We start from the raw sequence: 13,213 nt of genomic DNA, 5'->3' as shown, positions 1-13,213 counted from the left end.
TTTTTGCAAACAACACAAAAAGTGACCCTTCTATATTTGGGTCACTTTGCTTTACGCTTTGTCTCACTCGTCCTAACGCGTAATTTTATATCGAATTCTGAGCCTTATAAATACTTCCGGTGAATTCCTTTCCCATCATAGGAATAAAGCATCACTCTTCCCTCAATCATCGTTTCCATATGAACCGGCCTTCCCCATAACTGTTGAATGTATGGCAATACCTTTTCCAAGTATTTTACATCCAGTTCAATATCTTCAAACCAATGCTTTAAGTAAAGCTCGCCGTTTCTTAAGTAATCCCCATCATTAACCGTAATATATGGGAATCCACCATTCACCCGCATATTCACAAGCTGATCACGAACATTTTCCCATTGTTTATCAACAATTTTATAATCCTTGCCCTGCTTCTGGAATAAATACATATCTTCCCTTGTAACAAGATCCTTCGTTAAATAATTGCGAAGAAAAGAAATATCAGACTCAATTTCCCTCACTTCAAACAATTTTTCCCTTCCTGATCCAGGTTTCACCCCACGTCTCATCATTTCTTCATCAGGGTTATTGTACCGTTCCTCTATATCCTCGAGGATCTTCAAACCCAAATAATATGGATTAATCCCAGTACGCGAAGGCTGTACAACTCCGGCATTCAGCTTGGCAAATTCAATCGCCTCACCAGGAGTTAGATCCATTTCCCTAAGAATTCGTTGATGCCAGTAGGAAGCCCAGCCCTCATTCATAATTTTCGTTTCAAGCTGCGGCCAGAAGTAGAGCATTTCCTCGCGCATCATTGTTAGAATGTCACGTTGCCAATCCGTTAACTCTCTGCTGTAGCTTTCAATAAACAACAGCAAATCCTTTTCTGGCTTTGGTGGGAATTTCCGATTCTTTTTTGGAGTTTCTTCATTTTTTAGCCCACTTTTATCCAAATTCCACAAATCATCATATGGACTAACCTGAGGTTTAGCATTATCCTCATTGGTATCCTCATTTAATGACCACGCAAGCTTCGGCCTCATTAGCGATGGATCAATATGTTCTTCGATCGCCAAAACCGCATCAAGAAATGTTTCTACTTCTAACTTTCCATATTGAATCTCATATTTACGGATTCGATCCGCAGTTGCTGCCATACTTTCAACCATGTCCCGTTTTGTATTTTGAAAGCGAATATTATTTTTGAAAAAATCACAATGGGCAAGAACGTGTGCCACAATCAATTTGTTTTGAATTAAGGAATTGGAATCGAGTAAGAACGCATAACATGGATCCGAATTGATTACCAGTTCATAAATTTTTGATAATCCAAAATCATAATGAAGCTTCATTTTATAAAATTGTTTTCCAAAGCTCCAATGCGAAAATCTAGTTGGCATCCCGTATGCACCAAAAGTATAAATAATATCTGAAGGGCAAATTTCATAGCGCATCGGGTAATAGTCCAGACCAAAACCTTTAGCGATTTCGGTTATTTCTCCTATCGCATTCTCTAATGCCTTGCGATCCGTCTCGTTCAAATATCTCTCCCCCTTCTTCGTCCTTATCACAATGTATGAACGAGAGTTTGGAAAGATGAAATCCTTTTAGAATGATTCTTTCGAAAAATAATGTATCCAGCTGTTTTTAGATCGCTAATGATTATTTACTGGTGTTATCTCCATTTTTTGAGCTTCCGCTGCCAGTAGTATTCCAACTAATTCATTCCGCTTCCATTCTTCAGAAAAAACAGAAACAGGCGGATTGGTTTCTTCGACCAACGGACTAATCTCAATCGTCATTCCCGGCTGATGATAGGTAGTAATAAACCAATCGGTAAAGCCACCCCCGACTGCATTTTTCAACGGGGTACTTAGAGAATAGCCGGTAAGTAAGGATACTTTTTTCGCTAATAGCTTATCGCGCTTTTTATGAACTCCATTTTTATATTTCCAAAATATTTCCCTGCCTGATGTGTGATAGGAAATGGCAATAGAAGGTTTAAGTTGTTCAGTAAATGTGGTAAGTGCCTTAACCTCGTTCGCTTGAATTGGTTTTTCTCCTTTATTAAATTGGTACCAAGGAATTGGGATTTTATTAAGTTTATTCCAGCCTGCCGGGTACTGCCGATTTAGATCAATGCCCACCCCATTTGCTTTCCACTTTGAAAAATCAAGCGAGTAACCGTTCATTTCAAATAACTCATCTTCCATTCCTACAGGTGCTGCAGCCAATCCACTTTGCTGTATGGTAACCCCATCAGGGTTTAACATTGGAACAAACCAAATCGATACATTATCTAGAACTTTTATTGAAAACGGGCCATATTCTGAAGATTCCCGATAGCTGTGAACATATTGCTCAAGCATAGCCATTAACAGGGTAGAGGTTAACCATTCTCGACCATGGTGAGAACCAATTAGCAGAATATTTTTTTCCCCTTTTCCCAGTTTTACTGCCCATATCTCTCGCCCAAAATGACTCTGCCCAATCGTTTTTATTGATAACTCATTTGGATAAATTTGTTTCAATAATTGCAAATCTTCTTCCATTTGCTCATAAGTATAAACTTGATGAGGATTTACCACTTGTGCAAAACAACCAATCGGATTTATTAACAACATCCAGCCCAATAACGATAATGTGATTCTTTTTCTCATCTGCTACCCCTTTTTATGTTAAATTTCCACGAAGCTTTTATTTTATTCGGGTATATACCAATTGTCCCAACTACTCCAACATTTACAGTGAGAATTCTGGAGCGAAATTTCACACACTATAATTAACTCCTGATAAGGAGGAGAAAAAGTTGAATAAAGTGGATTATGACCGTGCGTTATATTATACCCACCGATCACAATGGGATAACTTATTAATATTAATGGTGCGGACAAAGGATCAGTTCTTGTCGAAAAAAATAGAGCATTTCTTACATGCTTACCATTTTGAACATGACTATGCCTCTATAGAGAAAAAGTTACACTCATTACTTCGATACATTGATCATGCCAATGAAACAGCAGCTGAATACGTTTTAGAAACTCAAGTTTATAGTTTAAATTAACCTGAATTCCACCAAAAAACACGGCATCCCACTGGGTGCCGTGTTAAATGTAAATGACTTCTCACTAATTAAATTTATTGTACTGCAACCTCGTTCATTTTCTTCTCAACAAGCTCCATAAAATCTTCTTCAACCTTTTTGAGCTTTTCTACACTTGCATCAAGAGAAGTATCATTAATACCAAAATAAAATTTTATTTTCGGTTCGGTACCAGATGGTCGTAGACAAACCCAAGATCCATCATCAAAAAGGTATTTAATAACATTTGATTTAGGTAGGTCAATCGTTTCTTGACTTCCATCGGCATTTTTTCTAATACTAAGCAAATAATCTTCAGCTGTTTCAACGTTTAGATTACCTAGGCTTTGTAATGGATTAGAACGGAATGCAGCAAGTGTCTGTTGAATTTGTTCAGTACCTTCTTTTCCTTTTAATGTTAACGAACGAAGGCCTTCTCGATAATAGCCATACTTATCAAATATAGATAGTAACGCCTCATATAAAGACATTCCCTTTTGCTTATAATACGCACAAACCTCAGCCGCTAATAAAACAGCTTGAATCGCATCCTTATCACGAGCAAATTCACTGATTAAGTAGCCGTAGCTTTCCTCGTAGCCAAACAAGAATGTATATTGACCAGTTGTTTCATACTCATTTATTTTTTCAGCAATGAACTTAAATCCAGTGAGAACATCAACAGTGGTAAGACCAAAAGATGACGCAATCGTTTTACCAATTTCAGAGGTAACAATCGTTTTAAGAACAATACCATTAGCTGGAAGAGTTCCTTTTTCTTGTTTTTGTGAAAGGATATAATCGAGAAAAAGGGCACCCGTTTGATTACCTGTCAGGACAATATACTGGCCTTGATCATTTTTCACGGCAATTCCAAGACGGTCAGCGTCTGGGTCCGTAGCAATTAAAAGATCAGCCCCAATTTTTTCTCCTTCTTTTATCGCCAATGCAAAAGCAGCATGCTCTTCTGGGTTTGGACTGGCTACTGTAGAAAATTCCGGATCAGGCAGCTCCTGTTCTTTTACAATGGTTACATTCTTATAACCCATTGCCGCCAAAGCATTTCTTGCAGGCTTATTGGCCGTCCCATGAAGAGGTGTGAAGACGATTTTTACATCTGATTGAGCCGCAATGGTTGGATTCTCAGAAATGGTAACCAACTTTTCTAAATAGGCTTGGTCCACCTCTTCATTGATGATGACGATTAGCCCTTTATCTTTCAAGCTTTGTTCATCGGCAACTTCAATGGTTAGCTCATTTTCAATTTCATTTACTTTTGCAATGACTTGGTCAGCGCTATCAGGTGGAAGTTGTCCACCATCCGGACCATACACTTTATAGCCATTATATTCGGGCGGATTGTGGCTTGCCGTAATGACAATTCCACCATAGGCATTTAGATAACGTACTGCAAAGGACAACTCTGGTGTTGGTCTTAGTTCTGAAAAAACATACGTCTTAATGCCGCGTGTCGCAAGTGTCCGAGCAGCTTCCATCGCAAATTCCGGTGATTTATGCCGGGAATCGTAAGCAATCACAACACCACGATTCTTTGCTTCACTGCCTTGTAAGTCTATGTATGCAGCCAAACCTGCCGATGCTTTTCGGACTGTGTATAAGTTAATTCGGTTCGTTCCGGCACCTATCACGCCTCTCATACCACCCGTTCCGAATTCTAAGTCTTTATAAAAAGCGTCCTCTAGAGTTTTTTCATCATTTTGGATTTTCTCAAGTTGACCTCTTAGTTCTTGGTCCAATTCCTTAAAATTCAACCACTTTTCCGCTTTCTCTTTCCACTCCATTACACGACCTCCAATTTATGTATTACACGTATAATGTTCGCTACAAACCATCTGACTCCTTTAAATTCCTTCCGAGTAATTGTGACAATTCTCGAGTGCCAGCACGTATTCATTATAGTAACCCGTCTGTAATGAAACAACCATTTCATTTAAAAAACTAAACCCTTATTTCACTATGAATATATTTGAATTCAAGACAAGTTATTTTACAATTAATAGCGATTGGACCTATAATTTAGTGAAAATGTATATGGACAGGAGAAATTTCACATGACAAAGGGAGAAAAAAACAGTAGTGAATCGCTATTATTTATAGCTTGGGGAACCTCTGTTATCGCCATGTTCGGCAGTCTTTTTTTTTCAGAGATTCAAAAATTTGAACCATGCGAACTTTGCTGGTACCAAAGAATTCTTATGTACCCGATGGTGATTATTTTAGGAGCGGCTGTCATTAGAAAGGATTACAAGATTTCCTTTTATACGATGATGTTATCAGCAATCGGTGCATGTATTTCTTTGTATCATTATTCTCTCCAAAAAATTCCGTTCATGGCGGATCATGCCGTAAGCTGTGGCAGGATACCTTGCACTGGTCAATATATTAATTGGTTTGGGTTCGTGACGATCCCATTTTTGGCACTAGTTGGATTTGTGATAATTTTCTCATGCAGTTTTCTTATTTGGAAAAAAACAAGGGGGTAAGAGTAGTTTGAAGAAAGTAATTATTTTTCTAGCTGTGATCATCGTTTTATTTGGAGCCATTTCCTTCCTGACCAATGCAAAGAACAAAGAAAAGTCTGAAGATAATCCATATAATAAAGAAACTTTAGATGCACAGACGATCGCACAGCTTGACGATCCTAATTATCAAAATCTAATTTTACCTGAAGAACTACAAGAAAAGCTGGACAATAAGGAAGATGTTACCGTTTATTTTTACAGTCCGGCCTGTACGCATTGCCAACGAACAACACCAGAGCTTGCTCCATTAGCAAAGGAAATGGACATTGATATGCTCCAATACAATCTGCTTGAATTTGAACAAGGCTGGGATGATTATCAAATTGAATCGACACCAACGCTTGTTCAATACAAAAACGGAAAAGAAGTAGCCAGAATTGTTGGGTACAATGAACCAGAAGTTTTTCGAGCATGGTTTAATGAAAATACGAAAAAATAGAGGCTGACCAAGTCAGCCTCTATTTTTTAAATAATGTTAAAGATGAATGTTGCTTTTGTGCACTCTGTTGATCTTCGCTGCAGGTGCGAGACTCCTGCGGGAGAAGGTGTCACGGGAGACCCCACAGGCGCTATAGCGCCGAGGAGGCTCCCGGACTCCCCCGCTGGGTCGCTGAGCACCTGGAGTGGAAATCAACAGCCAAATTTAACAAAGCATTTAAATTAAATATTGGTTTGCAGCGGAACTATAGATACTTAGCATTTCTACTTTCATCCCGCGGGCATCGTTGAATTGAGCAAACGAAAACGGAAAATGCATTCCCATTTCCATTAGCATACTAACATTTTTATCAAAAATGGATTTATACTCACATTGGGGCTCGATTGACTCTAATATCGAAATAACAGTTTGCAAGCAGGCAATAACCTGATAGGCATCTCTTAACGTATCAAAGCCTTCAAAATCTCCAGATAGCTTTAATACGCCTTCGCGTTCAAACTGCTTAATTTCATCATCTGAAAAATAACGAGGAAAGATATTGGAGTAAAAATATTGAACAAGCTCCTGTACCTTTACTTCTTGTCCGGGAGTTGAAGCAAATACAATCTTCACGTAATAACCACCTTTAAAAAACCTTTTCTTCAGTTAAAATAAGAATAGCATAAAAAACTAGGATTTTACGGTGGTAATTATAGCCACGATTTCGGTTTATACATGAACATTTGAGGTCAAACCGTAATAATACAGGAGGCAATATAATGAACATAATCCGGAAAGGGGAACTGCTTGAGGTCATAATCCCTGCCAAATGGAATCAAATTACAATAGATCAACTTCTCAGGGAAGTTTGGAGCGGACCCAAAAAGCAAATCCATCAGTTAAGAACCGATAAAGCTGTCCTTCTAAACGGCGAACAAGCGAATTGGCATTTTCCTATGTCCACCGGTGACCGTCTGCAAATTAAATTCTTTTTAGAGAAGGATTTCGGGGTAATTCCTTCCTTCCATAATATCGACATTCTCTACGAGGATGATCACTTGCTTGTGGTCAATAAACCAGCCGGGATGGATACTCACCCTAATGAACCAACCGAAGTAAATACATTGGCAAACGCCGTTGCATTCTATCTTCAAGCAAACGGGGAATTTAGAAAAGTTCAGCATATCCATCGGCTAGACCAAAATACCACTGGCGCTATTTTGTTTGCTAAGTATCCTTTCATTGCGGCGATATTAGACAGAATGTTAGAACAACGCGAAATTAGTCGGATCTATCTTGCCATCATAGATGGGATGATAAAAGGAAAGAAGGGTACAATTCAAAAGCCGATTGGCCGGGACCGCCACCACCCGACAAAACGAAGAGTATCCCCTACAGGGCAAAATGCAGTTACCCATTATCAAGTTTTAAAAACCTTTCCAAATCAAAACCGTACTCTCATTCAATGTAAGTTGGACACTGGCCGCACTCACCAGATTCGGGTCCATCTTAGCAGTATTGGCCATCCGTTGACCGGTGATTTATTATATGGCGGAAAACCAGGATATTCAAGGCAAGCTCTTCATGCAGCAATGCTTACCTTTATTCATCCGCTAACGAACGAAAAAATTGAATGCCGTGCACCATTTTTAGACGAACCGCCCATTTTTCCAGATCAAAGTCTAGAATGGATTAAACGATAATAGAAAAATAAAGCCGTCTAATTAAGAAGTGCTGTAATGAATAAAGGACCAAAAACGTAAGGCTCTACTGCTTCCGTTTTGGTCCTTTTGTTCTAATTAGTTTATTTAAAAATCTACATGATCTGGATCCGCTCCAAATCGTTTATTTTCATTTAAAAGATTGATGTTTTCCATTTCAGCTAAACTAAGTTCAAAATCAAAAATATCAGCATTTTCCTTCAACCGAGCTTCTGTAATCGATTTCGGAATAATGATCACATAATTTTGTAAATGCCAGCGCAAAATAACTTGTGCTGCTGTTTTGCCGTGTTTTTCAGCAAGTTCCATTAAAACAGGTTCGTCTAAATATCGTCCTCTGGCTATCGGGGACCATGCTTCAACAAAAATTCCATGCTTCTTACAAAATGCACGTAATTCCGGTTGTGCTAATTTTGGATGAAGTTCGATTTGATTGATGGCAGGCCTAACTTGGAAATGATCAAAGATATCTTGTAAATGATGAATTTGGAAATTGCTAACCCCTATCGCTCTTACCTTTCCCTGCTGATAAAGGGTTTCAAGTGCTCTCCACGTTTCAAGATACTTACCGATAACGGGCCAATGCACTAAATAAAGATCAAGGTATTCAAGATTAAGTTTTCTCATACTCTTCTCAAAGGCATCTATCGTCGAGTCATAGCCTTGATCACTGTTCCAAACCTTTGTAGTGATAAATAACTTTTCTCTAGGAATTCCACTTTCCTTAACAGCTTTTCCAACGCCCTCTTCATTCTGATAAAAAGCTGCGGTATCGATCGAACGGTAGCCTAATTCAAGCGCTTTTCTCACGGTATTTTCCGTTTGCTGACCTTCCTCTACTTTATACACGCCAAGACCAAACTTAGGCATTTCAACCCCATTATTTAGCCGAACTGTATCTTGAATACTACTCATACTAATGACCTCCTTTGGAAAAGATAAAATTAATTTTATTTTATCATGAAAGGAAATCTTATATGGCTGTAGTCCAGTATATTTAGAAAAATATACCTATTTACAACTTTTTTCACCTTATCTCGACATTTTTCTTAATAATTTCTTTACAAAAAAGGTCTAATATTAAGATTTTGTAAATTTTATTTACATTCTCTTTTCATTTACGACAATTTTCGGATACAATATTTCGGTTGAGATTTTTATTTCTGTAAAAATAATGGAGGTTCAACAATGGCTTTTAAAAAGAAGGATAAATTCGCAATCATTTTAAGTAATATTTCGGCAAATTTAAAAGAAAGCGCTGATTTTTTTGCTGATTATAAGCTTAAAAACGTGAGTGATTTGAAAATTTTCTCTGAAAAAATGAAAGAATTTGAAACTAAAGGTGATTCATTCATTCATGAAGTAACAGTTGATCTAAATAACGCCTTTATAACTCCAATTGAGCGTGAAGATATCCTGCATTTAGCAATGAGCATGGATGATGTTCTTGATGGAATTGAAGCTTGCGCTGCATTATTTGAAATGTATTCAATTACTGAAGCTGACGAGTATATGGTAAAGTTTGTGGATGCTATTCGCGGCGCTGCGATTGAAATCGATAAAGCAGTTGAGCTATTGTCATCAAAAAAACTGCTTAATATTCGTGATCATGCAATTAAAATTAAAGATTATGAGTCTAAATGTGATGGTATTCTACGTCAATCCATTAAACATTTATTCACAACGGAGAAAGATCCTATCCGTATTATTCAATATAAAGAAATTTATGAAAACCTTGAGGATATTGCAGACTATTGCCAAGGTGTTGCAAATACGCTTGAAACCATTATTATGAAAAATGCGTAAGGAGCCTTAATCTATGGATTCAATGTTTATTTTAACGATCTTAATTGTGATAGGTGCTCTCGCATTTGATTTTATCAATGGATTTCACGATACAGCTAATGCTATTGCCACCTCAGTTTCTACCAAGGCACTTAAGCCTCGGCACGCGATCATTTTAGCTGCAGTAATGAATTTCCTTGGTGCCATTTCGTTCACCGGGGTTGCTAAAACCATCTCGAAGGATATTGTGGATCCATTTACGCTTGAGAATGGTTCACTTGTGATTTTGGCAGCATTAATTGCAGCGATATTTTGGAATTTATTAACATGGTATTATGGAATCCCTAGTAGCTCATCCCATGCGATTATTGGTTCGATTGCAGGGGCAGCCATTGCCGCTGCTGGGTTTACTTCCTTGAACTACGAAGGATTTTTAAAGATTCTTCAAGCGCTGATCTTCTCACCAATTTTAGCATTTGCTGCCGGATACCTTGTTTATAGCATTTTCAAAATTGCTTTTAAAAATCTAAACCTGACTAAGACAAACCGAAATTTCCGGCTTTTCCAAATCGGAACGGCTGCATTACAAGCTTATACACATGGAACAAATGATGCCCAAAAAGCAATGGGGATCATAACTATGGCATTGATTGCTAATAATTATCAAACCAGTGATGACATTCAAACTTGGGTACAAATTTCTTGTGCTTTAGCGATGGGGATTGGGACATCTGTTGGTGGTTGGAAAATTATTAAAACCGTTGGCGGAAAAATTATGAAAATCCGTCCAGTTAACGGGGTAGCAGCTGACTTAACAGGTGCGATGATCATCTTTGGGGCAACTTATATCCATTTGCCTGTAAGTACAACACACGTTATCTCTTCTTCCATTCTTGGGGTTGGTGCATCCCACCGCATTAAAGGGGTTAAATGGGGAACAGCGCAGCGGATGTTGATTACTTGGGTTATTACCCTGCCAATTTCAGCTCTTATTGCTGCAATCAGCTATTATGTATTAGATTTGTTTTTTTAAATAGGAAAAGGAGGTTCCAATTGGGAACCTCCTTTTTTATCTTATTTTTTTAGAACATCATGGTCGACATAGCGTGTTCCGTTTAATTCGCTAATGACATTAATCGCGACACGGGCTCCGTCTCCTGCCGTAATAATTGTATGGACACTTACACCAGCAATCGTTCCTGCGGCCCAAATTCCACTTTTATTCGTTTTTCCTTGTGGATCTACCGCAACAACTGTTTTAATTCTAGGTTCAGTTCCTTCCTTCGTTACAACACCGATTTTTTCAGCCAACTCAGTTAAAACACCCGTTGCTAAAATCACATGCTGTGCTTCGTAGTCGCCCTGTTCCGTTTTAATTATATATTTTCCATTATCTTCAATAATATCAATAACTTCCTCTTTCTTGTAATCTGCCCCAAATTTAATTGCTTGCTTCTGGCCAACTTCAAGCAGGTCCGGACCACTAATTGCTTCAACCCCATAGTGATTTTCCATCCAAGCCCTTGCTGTCATGCTTTTCCCATGATCCAATAAGAGTGTCTTCTTGCCAGCCTTTGCTGCAAACAAGGCTGCACTTCCACCAGCTGGACCCGCACCAATGATCGCAATTTCAAACATATTTACCACCGTCCTCATATTATTTATTCCATAAGTTAAATTTAGATTAACTAAATAAAATTGTAAAACCATCTGCTCACGTAAGTTTCACTTCTATTTTATCCTTCCACTCATACTTTTTATTAGAGGACAAGTAAGGGTGATGTTTCATGATAGAAAAAACGTTTGCTGTTATTTTGGGAAGTTTTTTAATTGGACTTGGTATTAATGGGTTTTTAATTCCGCATCATCTTTTAGACGGCGGCATTATTGGAATTGGTTTAATCATTCATTACTACTCTGGTTTTCCAACTGGACTGAGTATGCTTATATTAAGCATCCCACTTTATTGTTTAGCTTGGGTTTATGAGCGGCAATTTTTTTATAACAGCTTAAATGGTTTGATCGTTTCCTCACTTTTTATCGATGTTCTAAGTTTTGTAAATGATCAGTTCCATTTAAGTATGCTTTGGAGCTCTATTTTCGGTGGGATTTTTGTGGGCACTGGGATCGGATTGATGCTTCGTTATAAAACAAGTACAGGTGGTACAGACTTATTAGCCCAGTTAATAGGGAAAATCATTTCTATTAATGTCGGAATTTTAATCTTTTTTATAGATGGACTAGTAATCATTAGTGGAATGAAAATTGTAGGATTTGAAAAATTTTGCTATTCCTTTATTACCATTATTTTTGTTGGAATCATGACTACCCTAACCGTAATCAACACAACGCCAACACTTGAAATAAAATAATTCACCCACACATAAAAGAAATGCATAAAAAAACTGAGATCTAGATGGTGAAGTAGACCTCAGTTTTTTTCATCAAATTTTAAAATTTAGTTTTATAACATTTGCTTTCTTCAGTGTTTCATAAATGATGACCATGATCGGCCCAATGAATACGCCTGCTATACCTAGTAATTTGAAGCCAATATATAAGCTTATTAACGCTGCTAGTGGTGAAATTCCTAAACTGCTTGAATACACCTTCGGCTCGATAATCCTTCTTACTACAGTAATCACCACAAAAAGGATAATTAATCCTATTCCTAAAAAATGATTTTCTTGAAGTATCGCCACAACGGCCCAAGGAACCAACACTGAGCCTGTTCCGAGTATCGGCAAAATATCAACAACGACAATTAACAGTGACAATAACGCTGTATAGGAAACCTTTAAAAAAGTTAACCCCACAAACGCCATGATAAAGGTCATTAAGCTTAAGATAATTTGCGCCTTTATAAATCCGATTCCAGCCTTACTTAATTCCGTCGTAACTAAGTATACTTTCTTCTTCGTTTGGTCTGTTAAGTATTGTTCCATTTTTTCTCTAAGCTTAGGTAGTTCCAAGCTAATCATAAATAATGCAACTAAATAGATTAGTGCCTCAATTAAAAAACCTGGAATAATCGTTAAGAAATTAATGATGGTTTGAACAAAACTTTGTAAAAAAGAATCTAACGTATTGATTGAATTCTCAACTGTTTTTTCAATTGAGTAAATAACATCTTTTGGAAGACTCTGTGAATAAAACTCCCACTTTTTAATCAACGGCAGAATACCTGTCCGGTAAAAGTCTTTAACAAACGTTGGTGTTTTTTCTGACAGTGCAATGGTCTGCGTGGTAATAATAGCAATCGTATTATAGCCAATCACTGTTATCAGAAGAACATAGCCAGAAAACACCGCAATAACCGATTGCAATCTACTAAACCGTAATTTATTCATAAACCATTTAACCAATCCCTCTAGTAAAATGGCTGTAAGAAGTGCAAATATTAATGGCAAGCTATACGGCAAAATAATCGCTGCCAGTACAACCCCTACTACTACATAAATCCATTTTCTCCACATCAACACTTTAACTCTCCTTATATTATCCTCTCAAGAGGTTCTATTCTTAGTTGTGCTATACAGGAAAAAATGAATTTTCCCTTTTATTCTATTTACTGCTTTTATTTTACTACACTTTGCCAGGGTATGCCCTATTTCAATATGAAAAACTTCACAAATGATTTTCTTTATCCAACATTACTATTTAACAATAATTTCAAAAAAATTCA

General features: G+C 37.4%; 14 protein-coding genes. 7 read left to right on the top strand and 7 right to left on the bottom strand.

The features are described from left to right. Positions 1 to 104: 104 nt before the first annotated feature. Together ACI48O_RS02360 and ACI48O_RS02355 are read right to left on the bottom strand one after the other, a co-directional pair. Positions 105 to 1,520, bottom strand: coding sequence for a SpoVR family protein (locus ACI48O_RS02360; protein ID WP_435560098.1), 1,416 nt, complete (start codon positions 1,518 to 1,520; stop codon positions 105 to 107). 114 nt (positions 1,521 to 1,634) lie between these two features. Continuing rightward, positions 1,635 to 2,639, bottom strand: a complete 1,005-nt coding sequence (locus ACI48O_RS02355) for a M14 family zinc carboxypeptidase (protein WP_435560097.1) — start codon at positions 2,637 to 2,639, stop codon at positions 1,635 to 1,637. Positions 2,640 to 2,788: 149 nt separating this feature from the next. Between ACI48O_RS02355 and ACI48O_RS02350 the strand changes: the two genes are divergently transcribed. Further along, complete coding sequence (locus ACI48O_RS02350) at positions 2,789 to 3,043, top strand: YhdB family protein (protein WP_435560096.1); 255 nt, start codon at positions 2,789 to 2,791, stop codon at positions 3,041 to 3,043. A gap of 74 nt (positions 3,044 to 3,117) precedes the next feature. Here the strand turns inward: ACI48O_RS02350 and ACI48O_RS02345 are convergent, their stop codons facing one another. Next, positions 3,118 to 4,863, bottom strand: a complete 1,746-nt coding sequence (locus ACI48O_RS02345; protein ID WP_435560095.1) for a phospho-sugar mutase — start codon at positions 4,861 to 4,863, stop codon at positions 3,118 to 3,120. A 270-nt stretch (positions 4,864 to 5,133) separates the two neighbouring features. Between ACI48O_RS02345 and ACI48O_RS02340 the strand changes: the two genes are divergently transcribed. Together ACI48O_RS02340 and ACI48O_RS02335 are read left to right on the top strand one after the other, a co-directional pair. After that, positions 5,134 to 5,565: a disulfide oxidoreductase gene (locus ACI48O_RS02340; protein WP_435560094.1), complete on the top strand. Its 432-nt coding sequence runs from the start codon at positions 5,134 to 5,136 to the stop codon at positions 5,563 to 5,565. Between the two features lie 7 nt (positions 5,566 to 5,572). After that, positions 5,573 to 6,043, top strand: coding sequence for a thioredoxin family protein (locus ACI48O_RS02335; RefSeq protein WP_435560093.1), 471 nt, complete (start codon positions 5,573 to 5,575; stop codon positions 6,041 to 6,043). 216 nt (positions 6,044 to 6,259) lie between these two features. Here ACI48O_RS02335 and ACI48O_RS02330 read toward each other — a convergent pair whose 3' ends face one another. Beyond that, positions 6,260 to 6,655: a YhcU family protein gene (locus ACI48O_RS02330; RefSeq protein WP_435560092.1), complete on the bottom strand. Its 396-nt coding sequence runs from the start codon at positions 6,653 to 6,655 to the stop codon at positions 6,260 to 6,262. Between the two features lie 146 nt (positions 6,656 to 6,801). Between ACI48O_RS02330 and ACI48O_RS02325 the strand changes: the two genes are divergently transcribed. Next, positions 6,802 to 7,725 (top strand): RluA family pseudouridine synthase, encoded by a 924-nt coding sequence (locus tag ACI48O_RS02325; RefSeq protein ID WP_435560091.1) that lies wholly within the window; start codon positions 6,802 to 6,804, stop codon positions 7,723 to 7,725. Positions 7,726 to 7,830: 105 nt separating this feature from the next. Here ACI48O_RS02325 and ACI48O_RS02320 read toward each other — a convergent pair whose 3' ends face one another. Further along, complete coding sequence (locus ACI48O_RS02320; protein ID WP_435560090.1) at positions 7,831 to 8,658, bottom strand: aldo/keto reductase; 828 nt, start codon at positions 8,656 to 8,658, stop codon at positions 7,831 to 7,833. A 273-nt stretch (positions 8,659 to 8,931) separates the two neighbouring features. Between ACI48O_RS02320 and ACI48O_RS02315 the strand changes: the two genes are divergently transcribed. Together ACI48O_RS02315 and ACI48O_RS02310 are read left to right on the top strand one after the other, a co-directional pair. Next, positions 8,932 to 9,549, top strand: coding sequence for a DUF47 domain-containing protein (locus ACI48O_RS02315; protein ID WP_435560089.1), 618 nt, complete (start codon positions 8,932 to 8,934; stop codon positions 9,547 to 9,549). Positions 9,550 to 9,562: 13 nt separating this feature from the next. Beyond that, a complete protein-coding gene (locus ACI48O_RS02310; protein WP_435560088.1) occupies positions 9,563 to 10,561 on the top strand; it encodes an inorganic phosphate transporter in 999 nt (332 codons plus the stop codon). 41 nt (positions 10,562 to 10,602) lie between these two features. Here ACI48O_RS02310 and ACI48O_RS02305 read toward each other — a convergent pair whose 3' ends face one another. Further along, on the bottom strand, positions 10,603 to 11,166 hold the full coding sequence (locus ACI48O_RS02305) for an FAD-dependent oxidoreductase (RefSeq protein WP_435560399.1): 564 nt from the start codon (positions 11,164 to 11,166) through the stop codon (positions 10,603 to 10,605). A gap of 149 nt (positions 11,167 to 11,315) precedes the next feature. Here ACI48O_RS02305 and ACI48O_RS02300 point away from each other — a divergent pair, with 149 nt between their 5' ends. Further along, positions 11,316 to 11,900, top strand: a complete 585-nt coding sequence (locus ACI48O_RS02300; protein WP_435560087.1) for a YitT family protein — start codon at positions 11,316 to 11,318, stop codon at positions 11,898 to 11,900. Between the two features lie 72 nt (positions 11,901 to 11,972). On the opposite strand, the gene ytvI is transcribed toward ACI48O_RS02300, so the two are convergent. After that, positions 11,973 to 13,004, bottom strand: coding sequence for a sporulation integral membrane protein YtvI (gene ytvI, locus ACI48O_RS02295; RefSeq protein ID WP_435560398.1), 1,032 nt, complete (start codon positions 13,002 to 13,004; stop codon positions 11,973 to 11,975). Positions 13,005 to 13,213: the final 209 nt, after the last annotated feature.

Origin of the sequence: Neobacillus terrisolis, assembly GCF_051233475.1 — a bacterium.
GTDB lineage: Bacteria > Bacillota > Bacilli > Bacillales > Cytobacillaceae > Bacillus_BU.
The sequence above is the reverse complement of the archived record's forward strand: the minus strand, read 5'-3'. Positions and strand labels throughout refer to the sequence as shown.

Bases quoted from the DNA above. Each gene is read 5' to 3' on its own strand.
- ACI48O_RS02355 (WP_435560097.1), bottom strand. From the start codon at position 2,639: ATGAGAAAAAGAATCACATTATCGTTATTGGGCTGGATGTTGTTAATA.
- ACI48O_RS02345 (WP_435560095.1), bottom strand. From the start codon at position 4,863: ATGGAGTGGAAAGAGAAAGCGGAAAAGTGGTTGAATTTTAAGGAATTG.
- ACI48O_RS02340 (WP_435560094.1), top strand. From the start codon at position 5,134: ATGACAAAGGGAGAAAAAAACAGTAGTGAATCGCTATTATTTATAGCT.
- ACI48O_RS02325 (WP_435560091.1), top strand. From the start codon at position 6,802: ATGAACATAATCCGGAAAGGGGAACTGCTTGAGGTCATAATCCCTGCC.
- ACI48O_RS02320 (WP_435560090.1), bottom strand. From the start codon at position 8,658: ATGAGTAGTATTCAAGATACAGTTCGGCTAAATAATGGGGTTGAAATG.
- ACI48O_RS02315 (WP_435560089.1), top strand. From the start codon at position 8,932: ATGGCTTTTAAAAAGAAGGATAAATTCGCAATCATTTTAAGTAATATT.
- ACI48O_RS02310 (WP_435560088.1), top strand. From the start codon at position 9,563: ATGGATTCAATGTTTATTTTAACGATCTTAATTGTGATAGGTGCTCTC.
- ACI48O_RS02305 (WP_435560399.1), bottom strand. From the start codon at position 11,166: ATGTTTGAAATTGCGATCATTGGTGCGGGTCCAGCTGGTGGAAGTGCA.
- ACI48O_RS02300 (WP_435560087.1), top strand. From the start codon at position 11,316: ATGATAGAAAAAACGTTTGCTGTTATTTTGGGAAGTTTTTTAATTGGA.
- ytvI (WP_435560398.1), bottom strand. From the start codon at position 13,004: ATGTGGAGAAAATGGATTTATGTAGTAGTAGGGGTTGTACTGGCAGCG.